The following is a 20,760-nucleotide window of genomic DNA, read 5'->3' on the forward strand; positions in this document are numbered from 1 at the left end:
CGCGCGTGCGCCCCGGGCGTAACATGGACACATCTTGTATCTATATTGTTCGGAAGGTTGGGCATGACGCAGCACGACGACGCCTCCGCCGCCTTGGGTGCCCCGGCACCGTCCGCCGCTGACGCGGCCTACGCCGCCACCAAGGCGGCCCTCCTCGACGGGGACTTCCCCGTCGGGAGCATGCTCTCCGAGGGCGACGTCGCCACCCGGCTCGGCATCAGCCGCACGCCGGTGCGCGAGGCCTTCCTGCGGCTTCAGGTGGAGGGCTGGCTGCGGCTCTACCCCAAGCGCGGCGCCCTCGTGGTGCCGCCCGAGCCGGGCGAGGCGCGTGATGTCCTCGACGCCCGCGTGCTCGTGGAAACCTCCGGCGTCCGGGCCGCCACCTCCACCCAGGCCGAGGCCGACGCCCTGGCCCGCGCCATGCAGGCGCGGCTCGACGAACAGCACTCGGCTCACGCGACGGACGATCTCCAAGCCTTCGCCGAACACGATCTGGCCTTCCACCGCGCGATCGTCGAGGCAGGCGGCAATCTGCTGCTCCTGGGCTTCCAGGACTCCCTCGCCGACCACGAGCGGCGCATGTCCACGCGCTCGCTGTGGCGCCGCAAGGACTCCTCGCAGCTCGTCCTCGCCCAGCACGCGGGCCTCATCGACGCCGTGACCCGCCGTGACCCCGCGCTCTTCGAGCAGCGCCTGCGCGAGCACCTCACCACGGTCCACCGGCGCCTCCTCGAGCCCTAGGTTCCCGAGCGCGGCCCCGCCCGGGCTGCCCTGACGGCCCCACGCCCCACCGCCGCCCACCCCTCCACGTCTCCACCCGCCGTCGCGCCCTCGCGACGCCGCCCACCGTTGAAAGCCGTACCGAAGCATGTCTTCCTCCCCATCCCTGCTCACCCGCCCGTGGTTCCGCGTGGCCGCCGGCCTCTTTGCCGTCGCGTGGGGAGGCAATCAGTTCACGCCGCTGCTCGTGATGTACCGCCAGCTGGACCACATGGACCCCACCACGGTGTACATGCTCCTCGGCGTCTACGTGCTCGGCATCATCCCCGGCCTGCTCCTCGGCGGCCCGGCCTCCGATCGCTTCGGCCGCCGCGCCCTCATGCTTCCGGCGCCGTTCATCGCTGGGCTCGGCTCGCTCCTGCTGGCCATCGGCCCGCACTCCGTGGGGCTGCTGGCCGCCGGTCGCCTGCTGACGGGCCTGGCGCTCGGCCTGGCCATGGCCGTGGGTAGTTCGTGGATCAAGGAGCTCTCGGGCGCGCCCTTCGACGCCAAGGCCACGCCGCTGGCCGGCGCGCGCCGCGGCTCCGTCTCCCTGACCGTGGGCTTCGCGCTCGGTGCAGCGGTCGCCGCTGGACTGGCGCAGTGGGGCCCCGCCGCGACCGCCACGCCATACATCGTCAACATCGCGCTGTGCGTGCTCTGCGGCCTGTGGCAGCTGCCCTCGCCCGAAACCGCGGGCCCGGGCCACGGCCACGCAGTCCCCACGGGCCTCCTCGACGCGCTCACGGTGCCGGCGGCCGGCGAACGCCGCTTCCTGCTCGTGGTCGTCCCCATGGCCGCCTGGATCTTCGGCACCAACGCCGTCGCCTACGCCATCCTCCCGAACCTGCTCATGGGCAAGGTCGAGGGCGCCCCCATCGGCTTCTCGGGTCTCATGACCCTCGTGGCCCTGGGCTGCGGCTTCGTCACCCAGCAGTTTGCCGGTCGCGTCCAGAAGGAGGGCAGCTCGCGCGGCCTCGTCGTGGCCATGGCTGTTGCGGCGGTGGGCATGGGGCTCGCCGCACTGACCGCCGTCACGACCTCCGTGGCGATGGGCCTCGTGGCCGCCGCCGTGCTCGGCGTCTCCTACGGCTTCCTCATCCTGGGCGGCCTGCGCGAGGTGCAGGCGATCGCCCGCCCCGAGGACCTCGCCGGGCTCACCGGCGTCTTCTACTCGATCGGTTACCTGGGCTTCTTCATCCCCATGGCGCTCTCGATGCTCTCGGCCTGGATCCCCTACCCGGTCTTGCTCGTGTCCGGCCTCGGGGTCGCGCTCATCGCGCTCGCGATCATCGCCGCGGGCGGGCGCCTCGACCCGCGCGCCCGCCTCAAGGCCTAGTTCGACGGCGGCGGGTTGCCCGGCCCGCCGCCCTGGCCTCCCCCGCCGCCGGCCGGCGCAGCACCTCCGCTCGGCTCCGTGCGGGTGTCCACCGGCACGGTGAGCTTGACGGTGTAGCCGTCCGCCACGGAGCCGCTCGTGGCGCCGAGCTGGGTGGCCCCGGAGTCGTCGCCGAAGACGTTGTCGGAGTCGAGGCTCACCTGGGCCAGGGTGCGCACGGAACTCTCGTAGCCGCTCGTCGCGTACACCGCGTCGCACGCGTTCTTGGGCAGCGCCACCTGGCTCGTCGCGATGGCCTTGGTGTGGTCGGTGATGGAGTCGCGGTCGGGGTAGACCTCGAAGTGGATGTGCGGCCAGCGCCCCGAATAGCAGGCCGGGAAGATGCTCGTGAAGCGCACCACCCCGTCCTGATCGGCGATCTGGACCCCGCGCAGGTAGTTCTGATCCGCCACGGCCTCCGAGTACATCGAGTAGTTCCCGTCCCGGTCGCAATGCCACACGTAGACGGCCACGTCCTTGAACGCCCCGCCGCCGTTCGCCAGGTCGAGGATCGTCAGTTCGAGCGTCATGGGCACGCCCTCGGCCGTTCCGGAGGACTCGCCGAAGCTCGAGCGCAGATCGCTGCGCACGATCCCGGATTGCTCCAACACGTCCGGGCCGTTGGAGCCGTCGCCCGGGTAGGGCCCCGCCGTCTCGTCGGGGATCTCCGCGAGGCCGCTGGCGCTCCCGCTCGAGGCGGAGGCGCCGCCCGACGACGCCTGGCTTGAGCCAGCGCCAGAACCAGCCGAGGGCGCCGCACAGGCGGCCAGGCCGAAGCCCAGCAGCCCGAGGCCTGCGGCCCCGAGCACCTTGCGCCGGTCCAGCAGCGTCACGACATCGAAGCCGAGGCCCTGATCCTGCAGCTCGTCCTCGGGGCACGGCAGCTCGCGGCCGCGGTAGCTGGGCGGGGTGAGCTGCTGTTCGTGCTTGCTCATCGTCTTCTCCTGATCCGAAAAGGCCTGGTGCACCAAGGGAGCGGGTCGTCGCCGCCCCGGCGGCGCCGAGTGATGAGCCGACACTATGAAGCACGCATGGGTCGTTGCTGTGAGTGTGCGTTGGCCGAGGCAAGAGCCGGTGGCGCAAGCGGAGCCCGCGGTGCTGTGCGCGGCTAGGCTGGCGGGCATGACCTGGCCCACCGTCGAGGACGGCACCCTGCGCCCCTTCCCCAGCGCCGACGAGAGCTTCGTCGACCCGCGCTTCGCCGAGCGCGTCCTCGCGCCGCTCGTGGTCGTGGATCTGGCGGCGATCGACCCGGAGTGGGACGGGTGGCTGCCGATCGTGGCCCCCTACGAGCCCGCCGAGGGCTACGTGGGCGAGCGCACCACTGGCGTGCACAGCTACTTCGCCCGCACCAATTGGCTGGGCTTCGAGCTCACGCCGGACGGCCGCTTGGACTTCAAGGGCGACTGGTCCTTCTTTGAGCACTACGCCCACCCGAGCCGCTCGCTCGCGGCCCACTACGAGGATCAGCTCGCGGGCTTCACCCAGACCCGCGCCCTCGCCCGCGAGCACGGGGCGCTCATCCACCTGCAGGACCTCGAGTACTACCCGTTGGAGCAGCTCCTCACGCGCCCTCAGGACTGGCTCGTGGACGTCGCCGACCCGCAGCCCTACGGCGCCAACTGGCAGCACCCACGGCTCTTCGACCTGGGCGGGGTCGAGCACGGCGAGGAGTACGGGCTCAGCGGCGTGGGCGGCACGGACGTGCACCCGCTCATGCCGAACGGGGACCGCTTCCACTTCGTGGCCTCCGTGGTGGGCGCCCATTACCTCCCCCGCGGCGCCGATGAGCTGCTCGTCTTCTTCGAGCCCACGAGCCGCACGGTGCTCGTCACCTTCGACTACGACTGAGCACCCGCCTCCCGGGAACAACGCGACGGCGGGCCGTCACCTCAAAGGTGACGACCCGCCGTCGTGCATTCGAGCGCTCAGCCCGGCGCTGCCGGGCCGGGCGACTCAGTCGGTGCCGAGGTCGAACGCGGCGATGTTGCTCGCCTCGTCCACGGCGCCGGGGACCTTCTCGCCGCCGGCGACGATGGACTGCGCCCCGCCGGCCTCGAGCTTGCCCACGAGGGCGGCGGTCTCGCCGGCCACGATGCCCTGGGCGGCGTACTGCTCCAGGCGGGAGCGGGAGTCGGCGATGTCCAGGTTGCGCATGGTCAGCTGGCCGATGCGCTCGTCCGGGCCGAACGCGGCGTCACCGACGCGCTCCATGGAGAGCTTCTCCGGGTGGTAGGAGAGGTTCTTGCCCTCGGTGTTCATGATCGAGTAGTCGTCGCCGCGGCGCAGGCGCAGGGTGACGGAGCCCGTGACGGCCGAGGCGACCCAGCGCACGATGGCCTCGCGCTGCATGAGCGACTGCGGGTCGAGCCAGCGGCCCTCGTACATGAGGCGACCGAGCTTGCGGCCCTCGTTGTGGTACGTGGCGATGGTGTCCTCGTTGTGGATCGCGTTCACGAGGCGCTCGTAGGCGGCGTGCAGGAGCGCCATGCCCGGGGCCTCGTAGATGCCGCGCGACTTCGCCTCGATGATGCGGTTCTCGATCTGATCCGAGATGCCCAGGCCGTGGCGGCCGCCGATCTTGTTGGCCTCGCGGACCAGGGCGACCTGATCCGTGTACTCCACACCGTTGATCGCGACCGGGAAGCCGGCCTCGAAAGTGATGGTGACGTCCTCGGTCTTGATCTCGACCGACTCGTCCCACGGGGCCACGCCCATGATCGGCTCCACGATGGTGACGCCGTTGTTCAGGAACTCCAGGTCCTTGGCCTCGTGTGTGGCGCCCCAGATGTTGGCGTCGGTCGAGTAGGCCTTCTCGGTGGAGTCGCGGTAGGGGAAGCCGTGGGCGACGAGCCACTCCGACATCTCCTTGCGGCCGCCGAGCTCGGTCACGAACTGCGAATCGAGCCAGGGCTTGTAGATGCGCAGGTTCGGGTTGGCCATGAGGCCGTAGCGGTAGAACCGCTCGATGTCGTTGCCCTTGTAGGTGGAGCCGTCGCCCCAGATGTCCACGCCGTCTTCCTTCATGGCGCGCACGAGGCCCGTGCCGGTGACGGCGCGGCCGATCGGCGTGGTGTTGAAGTAGGTCTTTCCGCCCGAGCGGATGTGGAAGGCGCCGGTCTGCAGGGCGGCGATGCCCTCCTGCACCAGCAGCTGCTGCACGTCGACGAGGCGCGCGATCTCCGCGCCGTACTCGATGGCGCGATCCGGCACCGCATCGATGTCCGGCTCATCGGGCTGGCCGATGTTCGCGGTGTAGGTGCAAGGGATGGCGCCCTTATCGCGCATCCAGGCGACGGCGACGGAGGTGTCGAGGCCGCCGGAGAAGGCGATGCCGACACGCTCGCCGATGGGCAGAGAGGAAAGGACCTTGGACATGATTCCTAGGGTATCGCGGGCCGGGCCCGCTCACCGAGTCGGTGAAGCGCGTGTGGCGCGTGAGATGCACGACGGCGCGGGGTCGGGTGCCGCGTCAGTGCCCGCGCGCTCCCCGGCGCCGAGCGAAGGCAAGGACCAGCCCGGCGACCACCGCTCCGGCGGCTCCCAACGCTAGCCACGGCGTCCACGGTCCGATGCCCGTCTTGGCCAACCCCTCCGAGCCGTTGCCCGCGTCCGCTCCGGTGCCGACCGCCGGCTTCGTGACGACGACGGTCGGCCCGGCCACGGCGGGCCCCTGCGCCACGAGCGTCGTGGTGGCCGTGGTGGCCGTGGTGCCAACGCGCTCGGTCACGGTGGCGGTGGCGGAGGCCGTGACGGTGCTGGTGCGGTACTCGGTGGCCGTGGCCGTGGCCGTCACCGTCGCTTGCGGCACACACACCGTCAGCTCGAAGCGCGAGGTGCCGGGGCCGGCGACGGAGGCCGCCGCCGCTTGGTTCGCATTCGGGGTGAGCGCCGTCCATTCCAGGTTGTCGCTGCGTAGCCACTCGGTCGACGAGTCCGCTCCCTCCTCGTCGATCTGGAATCCGGCGACGTACTCTGGCGTCACCTCGATCGTATGCACGCCGCCGCTCAGGTTCTGCACCTCGCCACTCCAGTAGCTGAAGTAGTCAACGCCGTACTCCGGCATGTCCTGCCACTTCCCCGAGGGATGACGCACGCCTGCCTGCGATGGGGTGAACGTTCCGGCCGCCACGCCGTCGACCGTCACCCACATCCCGGTGACGTACGCCAACTGCCCGGACACGTGGACGGTATGAGGGGTTGGCTCGGGCACCGTGATCGGGATCTTGGTGGTGCCCAGCGGGATGCCCATCCCTCGACCCGTCCACGAGAGCGTGTTGTTCGTGAAGCTGAAGGTCGTGCTCGCGAGGTTCGTCCCCACCGTCGCCGAGGACCCGTCATTGCCGAGGGGCCCATTAAAGGTGGGATTGTCGACCGTCGCCTTGCCGTTGCAGATGTTGCTTTCGGCGCTGACGGCATCGCTCACGCGCCACGAGGTGGGCACGTCCTCGGCCGCCAGCGCGGGCGTTGCACCTCCGGTGCCGAGGAGCAGGGACAGCGCAGCTGCTGACACCATGCGACGGGCGGGGGCGGGCACGCGTGAAAGCTTCACCTTTCCTCCGGGGGGTCAGGACAGATCCACCACAAGATAGCTGGTGACCGGGCCCGATGAACACGGTTTCGGCACAGCGATTGCCCCGCAGGCACGCCACCCGCCATCGCAGGCCGCGTCGCAGGCCGGATACGACGACGCCTTACGTCGACTGTGCAGATACCGTGACAGATATGAGAATCGGCTCGGTGTTTTCTTCCCACGTCACGGCGACGCAGGAGTACATCTTTACCGAGGGGCACGGCCGGGCCCCGGGCGAGCTCAGCATCCGCGGGGACCTCGAGGCGCGCTCCCACCAGATCCTGCGCGAGCTCGAGGGCGAGCGTCGCACGCCCTGGGACGACGTCCTGGCCGTGCACATCCACCCGCTGCGCTGGCACTGGTGGGTGCCCTTCGCCGCGCTGGCCGGCGGGTTCGTGATGCTCCTGGGGATGGCCGTCATCGGCGTGGCCGGGGTCGTGGCGACCGCGGCGTTCGCGGCCTTCGAGGTGCTCAGCTCGCTCTGGGACCTGTTGTCGGGGGCCGAGTGGCGGGAGGCAAACCGCGAGGATCGGCGCAAGGCGGGCCGCGAGACGGAACGCGACCTACGGATCCGCGCCCGGCGCGAGGCGAGGCAGGCTCGACGCAGCGCCAAGAAGGAGGCGGCAGCGGCCGCGAAGCGCGCCAAGGCCGAGCGGAAGGCGACCGGGTCCTCGCCGAGCGGCGGCGGCGCAGCCGCGGGCGGCTTCGGCGGCTGGGCCCCGTCCGGGCCGGCCCCGAAGGAATCCGTGGACCTCGATCCGCTCGCGCCCTGGGGCAACGTGGCCGTGCGCGTCGTGACGGTGGACGGCCCGGTCGACACGCTCGTGCGCCAGCGCCTCTTCGTGCGCACCACGCGCCGTGGGGCGCAACGGCTGCGCGAGCGCTACGCCGCGCTCATCGCCGATCCAGCCCTGCGTGCCACGCTCCCCGAGAGGGACCGTTGAGGCCAGGCGCGGCGTTACTTCATGGTGTCGTAGCGCGAACGAAGGACGAGGAACACCCCGTACAACGCCAGGCCGAGGCCGACGGCGACGAGCAGAGGCACCCCCATGGGAAGCTCCCTCATGCTCTTGAGCGCCCCGTCCACGCCCGTGGAGTCCTGGGAGTCGCCACGGGCCGCGGCGACGGCTGCGAGCACCCCGACCGCGGCGAGCGTGATCCCCTTGCCGAAGTAGCCGGCGACACCGCAGACCGTGAGCGCCGAGGCCACGGCCGGCGAGCTCGGCCTGCGCAGTTCGTCCTTCCACTTGCGGCGCACGCCGTTCACACAAAACACCAGGCCGACCACGCCGAGGAGGGCACCAGCAAGCCAGAGCAGCACCTGGCCTCCGGGTGCGCTCGCGAGCGTCGTGGAGGCCTGGGACGCTGCCCGCCCCGAATCCGAAGCGTCGCCGCGAACGAATCCGACGAAGGCCGCTGCGACGGCGGCGTACGCCGCGGCCTGGCCGAGAGCCTTGAGGAAGTCCTTCCACCGCCGCCGACCTTCCTGCTCCCGGGGGTCGGCGCTGCCGCCCGCCTTCAACGAGGCCGTACCAAAGAACGCGTTGAACAGGTTCCAGAGCGCCAGCAGTGCGGTACCGAGCAAACACAACCACAGCAACACCAACCCGAAGGGCTGTTGGGCCAGCACCTTGATGGCGCCGGACTGTTCGGTGTCGCCCTTGCCGCCAACCGCTACCCAGACGGCGGTACACCCCAAAATGATGTGCACGAGCCCATTGGCTACAAAACCTGCGCGTGCAACGCGCTCGAACCACGGGTGATCCGCGATCCGCCCGGCCGTCGCCCCTGCGTCCCTGGCCACGCGCTTGACCTGTTCCTTGACCATGCCGTCCCCCTCCGCTGAACGCCGATGCTACGCCGCCGCCCGGCCCGCCAGCGCCACCTGATCGGCCCGGCATGTCCCCGGAGGCGTTAGGCTCATGCGTGCGCCACGAAAGGGGACCGACGTGCTCATCGGGCGGAGGAATGGGCCTCGTTTCGAGGCCAGCCGCGAGGGGGTCAGGCTCATCGGCTTCAGCCGCTGGCCGGAGCCGCTCCCCCGCACGGCCTCCGACGGCCGCCCGCTCAAGCGCAGCTACGCCGAGCGCGTCGACGAGATCGGCGTGCGCGCCAGCCGCGGCGGGCGCGTGACGTCCGTCAGCTGGGATGAGATCCTGCGCCTGAGCGTCGGGTGGCAGGCCACACCGGACGCCGGCGCCTACGCCGACGTCGGCACGCCCCGGACCGCGTTCCTCGTCTCCCTCGCGCATGTGTACTGCCTGCCGCACCCGCCTGACAAGCCGCAGGTGAGCGTGGACGGGGGCTGGGATCAGCGACCCCTGCACGGGGTCGCCCTGTTCGAGCTCACCACGGACGCCGGGACGTGGTACCTCGACGCGCCGCTCGACCGCCGTGGCTTCGACGCCGCGACGGCCGCTGCGACCCAGGCGCTCCTCGACGGCTACCGGGCGGACGCCGCCCTCCGCGCGGGCCTCCCGGAGACCTGGCCCACGGGCACCTTCCGGCCGGGCCTGGACTGAACCCGCCCCCACGCCGTCGGGCATTCACGGACGCCAAACGGCCCCGCCTCCCACTAGGGGAGGCGGGGCCGTTGATCTGTACCGATCAGCGCTTGCGTCCGCGCTTCTCGCGCACGCGCATCTGGATGTCGATGGGCGTGCCGCGGAAATCGAACGTCTCGCGCAGGCGGCGCTGGATGAAGCGGCGGTAGCCGGGATCCAGGAAGCCGGTCGTGAAGAGCACAAACTTGGGCGGGCGGGCCGAGACCTGCGTGCCGAAGAGGATGCGGGGCTGCTTGCCGCCGCGCAGCGGGTGCGGGTGGGCCGCGACAAGCTCGCCCAGGAAGGCGTTGAGCTTGCCCGTGGAGATGCGGCGATCCCACGATTCCAGGGCGATATCCAGCGCCTTGGTCAGCTTGTCCTTGTGCCAGCCGGTCTTGGCCGAGATGTTCACGCTCGGCGCCCACTCGACGTGCTTGAGATCCTGCTCGATCTCGCGCTCCAGGTAGCGGCGGCGGTCCTCGTCCAGCAGGTCCCACTTGTTGTAGGCGAGCACGAGCGAGCGGCCCGCGTCGATCACCTGCTGCAGGATGCGCTGATCCTGCTCGGAGAGCACCTCGTCCACGGCGAGCAGCACAACGGCGACCTCGGCCTTGTCCAGGGCCGTGGCCGTGCGCAGGGACGCGTAGTAGTCGGCGCCCTGGGCCATGTGCTGGCGGCGGCGCAGGCCGGCGGTATCGACGAAGCGCCACGTGCGCCCGCCGAGCTCCACGAGCTCATCCACGGGATCGCGCGTGGTGCCGGCGAGCTCGTTGACGACAACGCGCTCCTCGCCGGCCAGCTTGTTCAGCAGGGAGGACTTGCCGACGTTCGGGCGGCCGAGCAGGGCCACGCGACGCGGGCCACCCTCGGGCAGCGGATCACCGTAGGCGGATTCCTCCGGGAGCACCTCGAGCACGGCGTCGAGCATGTCGCCCGTGCCGCGTCCGTGCAGGGAGGAGACGGGCCACGGCTGGCCAAAGCCGAGCGACCACAGCATGGCGGCGTCGGCCTCGAGGGCCGGGCCGTCCACCTTGTTTGCGACCAGGACGACCGGCTTCTTCTTGCGGCGCAGCATCTTCACGACGGCCTCGTCGGTCGCCGTGGCGCCCACCGTGGCGTCCACGACGAGGATGACGGCGTCGGCCACGTCCACGGCGCGCTCGGCCTGATCGGCGACCATCTTGTCGATGCCCTTGGCGTCGACCTCCCAGCCGCCGGTGTCGACGAGCGTGAAGTCGGTGCCCGACCACTCGGCGTCGTAGGAGACGCGGTCGCGGGTGACGCCCGGGAGGTCCTCCACGACGGCCTCGCGGCGGCCGATGATGCGGTTCACGAGCGTGGACTTGCCCACGTTCGGGCGGCCGACGATCGCGACGACGGGCGGAATGATGGCCTCTTCGGCCTCCCATTCCTCCCACGCCTCGCCGCTGAGCAGCGCGGCGTCCTCGGCCTCGAGCTCGTAGTTCTCGAGTCCGGCGCGCAGGCTCGCGGCGCGGGCGTCGGCCTCGTCGTCGGACATGGCGGCAAGGCGCTCGGCGACGTCGTCCTCGCCGTAGTCGCGGAAATCGTCGCCCTCAGTCTCGAGCGGGGTCATGGTCTCCTCCGAGGAGTCTTGGTGTTGCTGCGGCCACTAGGTCAGCGGGCGCAAGAGGACAGTCTATCTCCGAGCCGCCTCAGGCGGTCTCGGCGCCGGACTGCTCGGCGACGGTGGCCAGGACGGCCTGCACGGTCTGTTCGAAGTCCAGGTCCGAGGAATCCACGAGGACGACGCCGGGCGCCGCCTCCGTGAAGTTCACGACCGTGGAGTCGCGCTTGTCGCGCTCCGAGACCTGCTTGGCCAGCTGTTCGGCGCTCTGGGAGTTGTTCAGCTCCAGGCCGCGGCGGGCCAGTCGCACCTCCTCGCGGGCGGTGAGCAGGATGCGGGCGTCCGCGTCGGGGGCCACCACCGTGGTGGTGTCGCGCCCCTCGGCGACGATGCGCCCGGCGGCCTCGATGGCCGCGCGCTGGCGCGCCACGAGGTTCTCTCGGACGGCCAGGTTGGTGGCCACGGCCGAGACGGCGCCGGAGACCCGCGGCTCGCGGATCTCCGCGGTGACGTCGCGGCCACCCACCAGCACGCGCTGCGCGTCCGGGCTCGTGGTGAGCTCGATGTCGGCGGCGCGCACGGCGGCGGCGATGGCGTCCTGGTCCTCGAGGTCCAGGCCGGACTCGAGGGCGGCAAACGTCACCGCACGGTACATGGCGCCCGTGTCCAGGTAGGCGGCGCCGAGGCGGCGGGCCACCTCCTTGGAGACGGAGGACTTGCCGGAGCCCGCGGGGCCGTCGATGGCAACGACGAGCTGCTCTGCCTTGGTCTGCTCGGTCACTTACTGCACCACTTTCCAGTTCAGGGCGCTGAGGGTGCCCTCGAGTTCGTCGCGGCGGCCGGGGATCACCTGGATCTCCACGAGGCCCACCTGATAGCCGGCGGAGTGTTCCATCCGCAGGTCCTCGATGTTGATGCCTGCCTCGCCGATGTCGGAGAGCAGGCGGGCGATCTGGCCGGGCTTGTCGTCCACGATCACGCCGACGGTCGCGAAGGACTGCGGCGGCGCACCGTGCTTGCCGGGGATCCGAGCCTGACCCTGGTTGCCCTCGCTCAGGAGCTGGGCCAGATCAAGCGCCGCGCCGGCGGCCTCGGGGGCCTCCAGCGTGCCGATGAGCCGGTCAAGGTCCTCGCGCAGCCCGTGCAGGATCGGCACGATCGCCGGCGCGTTGTGCGAGAGGATCTGGATCCACAGGGCGGGATCGCTCGCGGCGATGCGCGTCGTGTCGCGCAGGCCGTTGCCGGCCAGCGCGAGCGCGGCGCCGGGGGCGTCGAGCAGGCGGGAGGCCAGCAGCGAGGAGGCCACCTGGGGGAAGTGCGAGATGAGGGCCACGGAGCGGTCGTGCTCCTCGGCGTCCATCTGCGTCACCGAGGCACCCAGGTCGGCGCCGGCGGCCTTGGCCACGCGCACCGCGGCGGCCGAGCTGCCGGCGTGAGGCACCACGATCCACGGCGCCGAGTAGAAGAGCTCGCCGCGCGCCGCCACGGGGCCTGAGCGCTCGCGCCCGGCCATGGGGTGGGCCCCCACGTAGCGGGAGAGCTCCGTCTCGCCGAGGGCTTCGTCAGCGAGCAGCGCGCGCAGGATCGAGGCCTTAACGGAGGCGATATCGATCACCGTCGCCTGCGGGAACTCCCGCAGGGCGCCGGACACGACGGCGGCCGCCACATCCGGCGGGGTCGCCACGATGACAAGCTCGGGAGCGAAGGCAGCACCGGGCGGCACGGCCACGCCGGCCCCCAGGTCCACCGCCACGCGCTGCGCCGTGGGGGACGCGTCGCGCAGCCCCACGGACAGGCCCAGGGCGCGCAGGCCCAGGGCGGCGGAGGCCCCGAGGAGCCCCGTGCCGATGACCAGGACGGGCCCGGAAAGGTACGTGAGCTGCTCGGGCGAACCCGAGGTCACAGACCCACCTCGGCCAGCAGGTGGCCGACCTCCTGCTTGCCCAGGCGGCGCAGGCTGCCCTGGCGCTGATCGCCCAGGCGGATGGGGCCGATCTGCACGCGCACGAGGCGCTGGACCGGGAAGCCCACGGCGTCGAACATGCGGCGCACGATGCGGTTCTTGCCGGAGTGCAGCACGACCTCCACGAGCACGTGGCCCGGGGTGGAGTCGATGAGGCGGAAGGAGTCCACGCGGGAGCGGCCGTCCTCCAGGTCCACGCCGTCGCGCAGCTGCTGGCCGACGCCCTGCGGCAGCGGCCCGCGCACCTGCACGAGGTAGGTCTTGGGGACCTCGAAGGACGGGTGGGTCAGGCGGTGCGCCAGCTCGCCGTCGTTCGTCAGGAGCAGCAGGCCCTCGGTCTCGTAGTCGAGGCGGCCCACGTGGAAGAGGCGCTCCGACTGGCCCTCGCGCAGGAAGTCCGAGATGTCGCGGCGGCCGTCGGGGTCCTTCATGGAGGAGACCACACCGGCCGGCTTGTTGAACACGAAGTAGGTCATGTCCTCGTTGAGCTGCAGGCGCACGCCATCCACGTGCACCGTGTCGACGTCGGGCTTGACGCGCACGCCGAGCTCGCGGACGATCTCGCCGTTGACCTCGACGCGGCCGGTCTCGATCATCTCCTCGCACACGCGGCGGCTGGCCACGCCCGCGTGGGCCATGACCTTCTGCAGACGCTCGCCGTCCTCGTTCTGGACGCGCGGCGTGGCGGTGACGCGCTTGGAGGGGCCGCGGCGGCGGCGCTTGACCGGGCCGAGGTCGAGGCCGAAGCGCTCGTCGGCGAAGGCCTTGGGGCCCTGCTTGGCGGCGAGGGCGGCGGCCTTCTTGGCCTTCTCCACGCGGGCCTTGTTCTCCTTCATGGAGCGGCCGTACGTGCCCTTGCCGCCCTGGACGCCCCACTCTTCCTGGGCCTTGTCCTTCTTGCCTGCGCCGCCCTTGGCCGCGCCCGGCTTGCCGCCGGAGCGGCCGGAGCCGCCCTGGTAGCCGCCCTTGCCAGCGCCGGAGCCGCCACGGGCGTCGCGCCCACCCGTGCGGCCGGAACCGCCCTGGCCGCCGGAGCGGCCGCCTGCCGAGTTACCGTGAGGGGCTCCACCGCGCTGGCCGCGGGATCCGCCGTCGTTCTGTCGAGTCATGTTCTTCTAGTCCTTCAATCCATGAGGAAACGTCTCTACGCATGCCCCGCGCTCTGTTGTGCACATCAGGAGAACTCTTCCAGGTCCTCAATGCCTGGCAGCAGGGGCGACAGCGGAGGCAGTTCCTCGAGGCTGTCCACGCCTAATCTTTCCAGAAAAGCGGGGGTGGTCCCAAAGAGTGAGGCGCCCGTCTCTTTATCGGTGCCCGTTTCGGAGATCAAACCGCGCGCCACGAGGGTCCGCACGACGCCGTCCACGTTGACGCCGCGGATGGCCCCGACCCTGGCGCGGGAGACCGGTTGGCGGTACGCGATGACGGCGAGGGTCTCCAGCGCGGCCTGTGAGAGCCTCGCGGTTTGGCCCTCCAAGACCAGGCGGGACACGGGCTCGGCATGGGCCGCCCGCGCGGCGATGCGCCAACCCCCGCCCACGTGGCGTAGCTCGAAGCCGCGCACGCGCGTGCCGCGCAGGCCGTCGTAGTCCTCGCGCAGCTCCTGCAGCAGCTCGTGCGTGCGCACCTCGCTCGCCTCGATGGCGCCGGCGAGCTCCTCGAGCGAGGCCGGGGCCTCGATCACCATGAGGACCGCCTCGAGCGCCGCGAGCTGCTCGGCGCCGTCCCGCTCGGCGCCGTGCTGCTCGCTCATGCGCTCGCCTCCGCGGCATGGTCTTGGGTGCCCGACGCCGCCCGCTCGCCCGCGCGGAGCGGCTCACCGCCGGTGCCGGTGTGGCTTGAGGGAGCGGGCAGGCCCGGCTCGGCGGGGGCGCCGGCAAAGCCGGCGGCGGCCCGCGCCTGCGCGTCGCCGTCGTACTCCTCGAAGCCGCCCGAGGCGGGCCAGACGCCGTCCTCGGCCCAGCGCACGAGGAGCCGCGAGAGCGGCGCGAGCTGCTCCACGTCGATGGCGCGGTCGCGGTAGAGCTCCAGGAGGGCAAGGAAACGCGCGATCACCACGAGGCTCGCCTCGGCGTCCGCCGTGAGCTCCTCGAAGTCCAGCGCGCCGGCCTCGCGCAGCTTGGCTGCAACGATGTCAGCCTGCTCGCGCACCGAAACCGGCTGGGCGTGGATGTGGTCGATCGCCACGTGCTCGGGCTCGGGCTCCTTGGGCGCCAGAGCCTTGGCCGCGAGCTGTGCCAGCTGCTCCGGCGTGGTCGTGAAGACGAGCTCGGGCAGGTGGGCGGCGATGTCCGGGTCGTTGGCGGCGACCTGGCGCGGCACCGTGGCGGAGCCGGCGCGCAACAGATCCGCCAGGAGCGCGGCCGCCTGCTTGAAGGCGCGGTACTGCAGGAGCCTGGCGAAGAGCAGGTCCCTCGCCTCGAGCCGGGCCAGGTCCTCCTCGTCCTCGACCTCGCCGCGCGGCAGGAGCCGGGCGGCCTTGAGATCCAAGAGGGTGGAGGCGACCACGAGGAACTCGGTCATCTCGTCCAGGGCGCGCGTGCCGTGCTCGGCCGAGAGCGCGCGCAGGTAGGCGATGAACTCATCCGTCACGGTGGCGAGGGCCACCTCGGTGATGTCGAGGCTGCGGCGGTTGATGAGCGAGAGCAGCACCTCGAAGGGCCCTGAGAAGTTCTCGAGGACGACCTCGAAGCCGCCCAGGGCCGCGGTCTCCCCCGCGTCCGGGCCGAGCGCGCCGGGTGCGGCGGAGCCTCCCCCGGGCACGGCAACGCCGCCCTCTCCGGCGGAGGGGGCGGCGGGGACTGTGGCGGCGGGGGCGCTCATGGGGTGCCTACGGCGCTCCCCCGCGCGCGATCAGCTCCTGGGCCAGGCGGCGGTAGGCCGCCGCGCCCGCGTGCTGCGGCGCAAACGACGTGATGGGTTCGGCCGCGACGGTGGCGTCGGGGAACTTCACGGTGCGGCGAATGACGGTCTCGAAGAGCTTGTCGCCAAAGGCCTCGTCGAGGCGACCGAGCACCTCGCGGGCGTGCAGCGTGCGCTGGTCGTACATGGTGGCGACCACGCCGTCGATCTGCAGGGCGGGGTTGATGCGCTCCTGCACCTTGTCGATGGTCTCCGTCAGCAGGGCGACGGCGCGCAGCGCGAAGAACTCGGCGGTCAGCGGGATGATGACGCCGTGTGCGGCGGCCAGCGCGTTGACCGTGAGCAGGCCGAGCGAGGGCTGGCAGTCGATGAGGATGACGTCGTAGCGGTCGGAGACCTTGCGCAGCTGCGAGGCGAGGACCTGCTCGCGGGCCACCTCGTTGACGAGCTGGACCTCCGCGGCGGAGAGGTCGATGTTGGCGGGCAGGAGGTCCACATTGGGCGCCGAGGTGGGGAGGATGGCCTCCTCGATGTCGGCGTGGCGGTCCATGAGCACGTTGTAGACGGTCAGGTCCAGCTCGTGCGGGCTCACACCGAGGCCGGCGGAGGCGGCGCCCTGCGGGTCGAAGTCAACCACCAGCACGGTGCGGCCGTACTCGGCGAGCGCGGCGGCGAGGTTGATGGTGGAGGTCGTCTTGCCGACGCCGCCCTTCTGGTTGACCATCGCGATGATGCGGGCCGGGCCGTGCTCGCTGAGGGCGGGCGGCTCGGGCAGCGTGCTCAGGGGTCGGCCCAGCGCGTTGATCTCCCTCATCCCCCCGGGGGCGGGGACTCGGCCGAAGGCGTTGGGGTCGCTCACAAGGGCTCCTTCTTGATGGGTACGCTTCCGCCACGCGCGCGATGCGGCGGACGGCTCCAGGTTAGTGCTCCGCGCGCGTGGCGTCGCGGAGGCCAGACAGCGGCGAGCCTTGAGGTTCGAGTAGAACTCGAACCTCAAGGCTCGCGCGGGACTGCGGTGGATCAGTGCTCGGCGACGGTGGTCTCGTCGAAGAGCGAGCGCTTCTCCAGGGTGTCCTTGGCCTGCTTCACGTCCAGCTCGCCCGTCCACTTGCCCACGAGGAGCGTGGCGACGGCGTTGCCGGTGAAGTTGGTCAGGGCGCGGGCCTCGGACATGAACTTGTCGATGCCGACCACCACGCCCATGCCACCGAGCATCTCGGGCCGGTGGGCGTCCAGGCCGGCAGCCAGCGTCGAGAGGCCGGCGCCGGAGACACCCGCTGCACCCTTGGCGGCGATGATCATGACCACCAGGAGGGCGATCTGCTCGCCGATGTTCAGCGGCATGCCCATCGCGTTGGCGACGAACAGGGCCGCCATCGTCAGGTAGATGGCCGTGCCGTCCAGGTTGAAGGAGTAGCCGGTGGGGACCACGACGCCCACGACGGGCTTGGAGACGCCGGCGTGCTCCATCTTGGACATGAGGCGCGGCAGCGCGGACTCGGAGGACGAGGTCGAGAAGATGAGCAGGTACTCGCGGCCGAGGTAGCGCATCAGCTTGAAGATGTTCAGGCCCGTCACGGTGCGCAGCACGGTGCCGAGGATGACCACGATGAAGATGATGCAGGTCAGGTAGAAGGCGCCCATGAGCGTCAGCATGGAGCCGATGGCGCCCCAGCCGGTCTTGCCGACCACGGCGGCGATGGCACCGAAGGCGCCGATCGGGGCGACCCACATGATCCAGGTCATGATCTTCAGGACCACGGACTGGATGCGTCCCATGGCGTCGAGGATCGGCTTGCCGCGCTCGCCGATGCTCTGCAGGGCGAAGCCGACGAGCAGGGCCACAAACAGGGTGGGCAGCACGGGAAGGGAGCCCGGGATGATGTCGAAGATCATGTCCCACGCGCCGTGGCCGGAGGCCTTGTTCGGGTCGTAGGGGCTCAGCTTGAGGTGATCGCCGGGGTGGATCAGGTTGCCGACCACGAGGCCGATGACCAGGGCGAACGTCGACATGATGAGGAAGTAGACGAGCGCGAGCCCGCCGACCTTGCCGACCGTGGCGGCCTTGGCGATGGAGCCGACGCCCGTGACGATGGTGCAGAAGATGACAGGGGCGATGATCATCTTGATCAGCGCGATGAACAGGTCGCCCAGCGGCTGGAACGCCGTGGCGGCATCCTTGCCCATGACCAGGCCGACCACGATGCCAAGCACCACGGCGGCGATGACCGCGATGTAGAGCCAGTGGGTGCGGTCCTTGCGTCGCTTGCCTGCGGGCGGCTGCGATGCCTCAAGGGGTGTTGCTTCGGAGAGGGCCATGGTCCTGACCTTTCGCGGGTGGTGGGTGCGGGAGCGCAGCCGGCGCTCCCCACCCCCTGTGGTCGGCGTCACTGCACACTCGATGGTCGGACCACAGCCCCCGTCGCCTCGACTTGCGTTCATAGAGTTTTTGCATGCTCGCCATGCAAAAGGCACACCCCGGCCGCGGGCGCGGGATACTGAGGGGCGCGGGGTCGGGTCCCGCGCGCGGGCTCAACGCACGACGGCGCCCGCTCACCCGGGCAAGACGGGCTCGCCTGGGCACGGAAAGGGAGGGAACGTGCGCAGCTGGAGTTTGGCCAGGCGCGTCCTGGTGGTGCAGTGGATCGCGCTCGCGGCGCTCACGATCGCCGCCGGCGTCTCCACCTACCTGCAGACACGCTCCGTGATCTTCGAGCGCACCACCGCTGCCACCACGCAGCTGGCCCGCCTCGGCGCCGACGACCCGAGGGTCGCCGCCGCCTATGCCTCGGCCGATCCCACGGCTGGCCTGCAGCCGCTCACCGACCGCATCATCGCCGACTCCGGCATGGACTTCGCCACCTTCATCTCCCGCGACGGGCTGCGGCTGAGCTACCACCGACCCGGTTACGTCGGCACCCCCTACAGCGGCACGCTCGCCCCGGTCTGGAACGGCGAAACGGTCACCGAGGTCAGCACCACGGCAACGGCCGGCGAGTCGACGCGCTCGGTGGTGCCCATCTACGCCACGGGGCCGGACGGTGAGCGCACCATTGTGGGCGCCCTGACGGTCGGCAAGCAGGTCAAGGCGCTCGAGGTCATGGCCGCCTCGGACCTTCCGAACGTCCTGATCACCTCGCTCGCCTTTGCCGTCGTGCTGGGGCTCGGCAGCTGGTGGGGATCGCGCTACCTCCAGCGGGCCACCGCGGGCCTGGGCCCCGAGGCGCTCTCCCGGCACTTTGCCGTGGCCGACGCGGCCCTGCTCTCCGTCGACGAGGGCATCCTCCTGGCGGATTCGGGCGGGCGCATCGTGTTCCACAACCGCGCGGCCGACGCGCTGCTTGGCCTGCGTGGAGGCCCGGCCGCCCCGGGCGGCCCCGTCGAGGCGGAGAAGCTCGGGCTCCCTCCGAGCATCAACGAGCTCGTGGCCTCCGGCCGCCGCGTGGAGGACGAACCGCATCGGGTGGGAACGCGCATGGTCATCGTTTCGCAGCGGCCGCTGCAACGCCGCGGCGCCGGACGGGGCGGCGAGCGCGGCCCCGTTGCCTCCCCCGTCGCCGGCATGGCGGCGGGCACGGTGCTGACGATCCACGACCATTCGGCGGTGCAGGCGCTCGCGGGCGAGCTTGCCTCGACCCGGTCCTTCAGCGACGCCCTGCGGGCGCAGAATCACGATCACGCCAACCGGCTCCACACCCTCCTCGGCTTGCTCGAGGTGGACCGGCCGGACGAGGCGCGCGCGCTGCTCATCGAGTCACTCGCGAGCTCCCGCGGCCGCGGAGGCGTCGAGGGGGCGGACGGCGACGCCGTCCTCGCCGCGTTGACGCAAGGGAAGATCGCGCAGGCTGCGGAGCGGGGGGTTGAGCTGAGCGTCGCGGTGGACCTGTCCCGCCGGACGGGCCTTCCCGCCCCCGACCTCGTGGGGATCTTCGGCAATCTGCTCGACAACGCGATCGATGCCGCGGCGGAGGCGGAACCCGACGGGCGCTGGGTGAGCCTCCAGGCCGCGCTCGAGGACCCGGAGGGCCACGCACCGTGGCTCGTCGCCTCCGTCGCCAACGGAGGGGCGGCCCCCAGCCACGAGGCCCGCCAGCACATGTTCGAGGCAGGTTTCTCGACCAAACCCACCCGGGCGCTGGGTCGGGGCCAGGGGCTCGCCATCGTCGCTGCGGCCGTCGCCCGACTCGGCGGGCGGGTAGAAGTGGTCACCGATTCTGGCACGGTCTTCACCGTCGAACTGCCGCTGCCCGCGGACGAGGACTTCGAGCCCGTGGTCCGCGCCACGACCCCTCACACCGCGGATCTCCGGGACGACGCCGTCACCGCGCGCAGCGAGCGATCCGTCGCGAAGGAGGCCCGGCCATGAGCGAGCTGCGTGTCCTCATCCTGGAGGACGAGCCCCGCACCGCTTCGGTGTACGAGGAATACCTCATGCGCATCCCGGGCACCCGCACGGTGCAGACGCTCGGCAGCACGGAGGAGGCCCGGCGTTTTCTCGCGGCACGCGTCCACCAGGCGGGGACGGGCACGGCCGAGCCCGGGCTCGGCTTCGACATGGTGCTGGTGGACATGAACCTGCCGGACGGCCACGGCCTCGAGGTGTTGCGGCGCCTGCGGGCCACCGGCTGGCGCGGCGGGGCCATCGCGCTGACCGCCGCGGCGGAGCGCGAGGTGCTGCGCGGAGCCGTCGCCCTCGGGATCACCCAGTACCTCCTGAAGCCCTTCAGCTTCGAGGAGTTCGCGACCGCCATCGCCGGCTACCGCGAGCTGCACGCGCGGCTCGGCAGCAGCGGCCGCGTGAGCGGGCAGGAGGCAGTGGACGCCATCTTCTCCGCCCCGGCAGCGGGTGAGCTCGAGCTACCCAAGGGCCTGACCCTGCCCACGCTCGGCCTCGTCAGGGAGGCCCTGGCCTCCCAAGCCGCCGCCAGCAGCGCGAGCGAGCTGGGCGCCGTCGTCGGGCTCTCAAGGGTGACCGCCCGGCGCTACCTTGAGCACCTCGTCACGACCGGCCAGGCGAGCCGGGCCACGCGCCACGGCACGCCGGGCCGCCCGGAGGTGGAGTACTCCCCCACGGGAGGCCCGGCGGCCGGATAGCGC

Annotated in this window: 19 protein-coding genes; 7 read left to right on the top strand and 12 right to left on the bottom strand. The window is 71.4% G+C overall.

Features of this window, described 5'->3' with window-relative positions:
* Positions 1-63 precede the first annotated feature (63 nt).
* Positions 64-741 carry a GntR family transcriptional regulator gene (locus DWB68_RS05465; RefSeq protein ID WP_119424136.1) on the top strand — a complete coding sequence of 226 codons (678 nt, stop codon included), beginning with the start codon at positions 64-66 and terminating at the stop codon, positions 739-741.
* Positions 742-868: 127 nt separating this feature from the next.
* Positions 869-2,098, top strand: coding sequence for an MFS transporter (locus DWB68_RS05470; protein WP_119424137.1), 1,230 nt, complete (start codon positions 869-871; stop codon positions 2,096-2,098).
* On the opposite strand, the gene DWB68_RS05475 is transcribed toward DWB68_RS05470, so the two are convergent.
* Positions 2,095-3,072 (bottom strand): intradiol ring-cleavage dioxygenase, encoded by a 978-nt coding sequence (locus tag DWB68_RS05475; protein ID WP_119424138.1) that lies wholly within the window; start codon positions 3,070-3,072, stop codon positions 2,095-2,097. The genes DWB68_RS05470 and DWB68_RS05475 overlap by 4 nt on opposite strands.
* Positions 3,073-3,259: 187 nt before the next feature.
* Between DWB68_RS05475 and DWB68_RS05480 the strand changes: the two genes are divergently transcribed.
* Positions 3,260-3,988, top strand: coding sequence for a hypothetical protein (locus DWB68_RS05480; RefSeq protein WP_119424139.1), 729 nt, complete (start codon positions 3,260-3,262; stop codon positions 3,986-3,988).
* Positions 3,989-4,093: 105 nt separating this feature from the next.
* On the opposite strand, the gene argG is transcribed toward DWB68_RS05480, so the two are convergent.
* On the bottom strand, positions 4,094-5,515 hold the full coding sequence (gene argG, locus DWB68_RS05485; RefSeq protein WP_119424140.1) for an argininosuccinate synthase: 1,422 nt from the start codon (positions 5,513-5,515) through the stop codon (positions 4,094-4,096).
* Between the two features lie 94 nt (positions 5,516-5,609).
* Positions 5,610-6,674 carry a hypothetical protein gene (locus DWB68_RS16155; protein WP_158588217.1) on the bottom strand — a complete coding sequence of 355 codons (1,065 nt, stop codon included), beginning with the start codon at positions 6,672-6,674 and terminating at the stop codon, positions 5,610-5,612.
* A gap of 203 nt (positions 6,675-6,877) precedes the next feature.
* Between DWB68_RS16155 and DWB68_RS05495 the strand changes: the two genes are divergently transcribed.
* Entirely contained in the window at positions 6,878-7,654 is a 777-nt protein-coding gene (locus DWB68_RS05495; RefSeq protein ID WP_119424141.1) for a hypothetical protein, read from the top strand.
* Positions 7,655-7,668: 14 nt separating this feature from the next.
* On the opposite strand, the gene DWB68_RS05500 is transcribed toward DWB68_RS05495, so the two are convergent.
* The gene (locus DWB68_RS05500; RefSeq protein WP_119424142.1) at positions 7,669-8,538 is read right to left on the bottom strand and encodes a DUF1206 domain-containing protein; all 870 of its coding nucleotides are present in this window, start codon (positions 8,536-8,538) and stop codon (positions 7,669-7,671) included.
* Positions 8,539-8,632: 94 nt separating this feature from the next.
* Here DWB68_RS05500 and DWB68_RS05505 point away from each other — a divergent pair, with 94 nt between their 5' ends.
* A complete protein-coding gene (locus tag DWB68_RS05505) occupies positions 8,633-9,232 on the top strand; it encodes a hypothetical protein (RefSeq protein WP_147391595.1) in 600 nt (199 codons plus the stop codon).
* A gap of 85 nt (positions 9,233-9,317) precedes the next feature.
* On the opposite strand, the gene der is transcribed toward DWB68_RS05505, so the two are convergent.
* The 8 genes from der to DWB68_RS05545 form a co-directional block, all read right to left on the bottom strand.
* Entirely contained in the window at positions 9,318-10,847 is a 1,530-nt protein-coding gene (gene der / locus DWB68_RS05510; protein WP_119424144.1) for a ribosome biogenesis GTPase Der, read from the bottom strand.
* Positions 10,848-10,926: 79 nt separating this feature from the next.
* Entirely contained in the window at positions 10,927-11,619 is a 693-nt protein-coding gene (cmk, locus tag DWB68_RS05515) for a (d)CMP kinase (protein ID WP_119424145.1), read from the bottom strand.
* A complete protein-coding gene (locus tag DWB68_RS05520) occupies positions 11,620-12,741 on the bottom strand; it encodes a prephenate dehydrogenase (RefSeq protein WP_119424146.1) in 1,122 nt (373 codons plus the stop codon).
* Entirely contained in the window at positions 12,738-13,910 is a 1,173-nt protein-coding gene (locus DWB68_RS05525; RefSeq protein WP_119424147.1) for a pseudouridine synthase, read from the bottom strand. Before DWB68_RS05525 ends, DWB68_RS05520 begins: the two co-directional genes overlap by 4 nt.
* 65 nt (positions 13,911-13,975) lie before the next feature.
* Entirely contained in the window at positions 13,976-14,554 is a 579-nt protein-coding gene (gene scpB, locus DWB68_RS05530) for an SMC-Scp complex subunit ScpB (RefSeq protein WP_119424148.1), read from the bottom strand.
* Positions 14,551-15,624, bottom strand: a complete 1,074-nt coding sequence (locus DWB68_RS05535) for a segregation and condensation protein A (RefSeq protein ID WP_119424149.1) — start codon at positions 15,622-15,624, stop codon at positions 14,551-14,553. The genes scpB and DWB68_RS05535 overlap by 4 nt, the downstream gene beginning before the upstream one ends.
* Positions 15,625-15,631: 7 nt before the next feature.
* Positions 15,632-16,477 (bottom strand): ParA family protein, encoded by an 846-nt coding sequence (locus tag DWB68_RS05540; RefSeq protein WP_119424183.1) that lies wholly within the window; start codon positions 16,475-16,477, stop codon positions 15,632-15,634.
* A 206-nt stretch (positions 16,478-16,683) separates the two neighbouring features.
* Positions 16,684-17,982 carry a cation:dicarboxylate symporter family transporter gene (locus DWB68_RS05545; RefSeq protein WP_119424150.1) on the bottom strand — a complete coding sequence of 433 codons (1,299 nt, stop codon included), beginning with the start codon at positions 17,980-17,982 and terminating at the stop codon, positions 16,684-16,686.
* A gap of 280 nt (positions 17,983-18,262) precedes the next feature.
* Here DWB68_RS05545 and DWB68_RS05550 point away from each other — a divergent pair, with 280 nt between their 5' ends.
* The gene (locus DWB68_RS05550) at positions 18,263-20,029 is read left to right on the top strand and encodes a sensor histidine kinase (RefSeq protein ID WP_158588218.1); all 1,767 of its coding nucleotides are present in this window, start codon (positions 18,263-18,265) and stop codon (positions 20,027-20,029) included.
* Entirely contained in the window at positions 20,026-20,757 is a 732-nt protein-coding gene (locus DWB68_RS05555) for a response regulator (RefSeq protein WP_119424152.1), read from the top strand. Before DWB68_RS05550 ends, DWB68_RS05555 begins: the two co-directional genes overlap by 4 nt.
* The last annotated feature ends 3 nt before the right edge of the window (positions 20,758-20,760 follow it).

Source organism: Galactobacter valiniphilus, assembly GCF_003575975.1.
Lineage (GTDB): Bacteria > Actinomycetota > Actinomycetes > Actinomycetales > Micrococcaceae > Galactobacter > Galactobacter valiniphilus.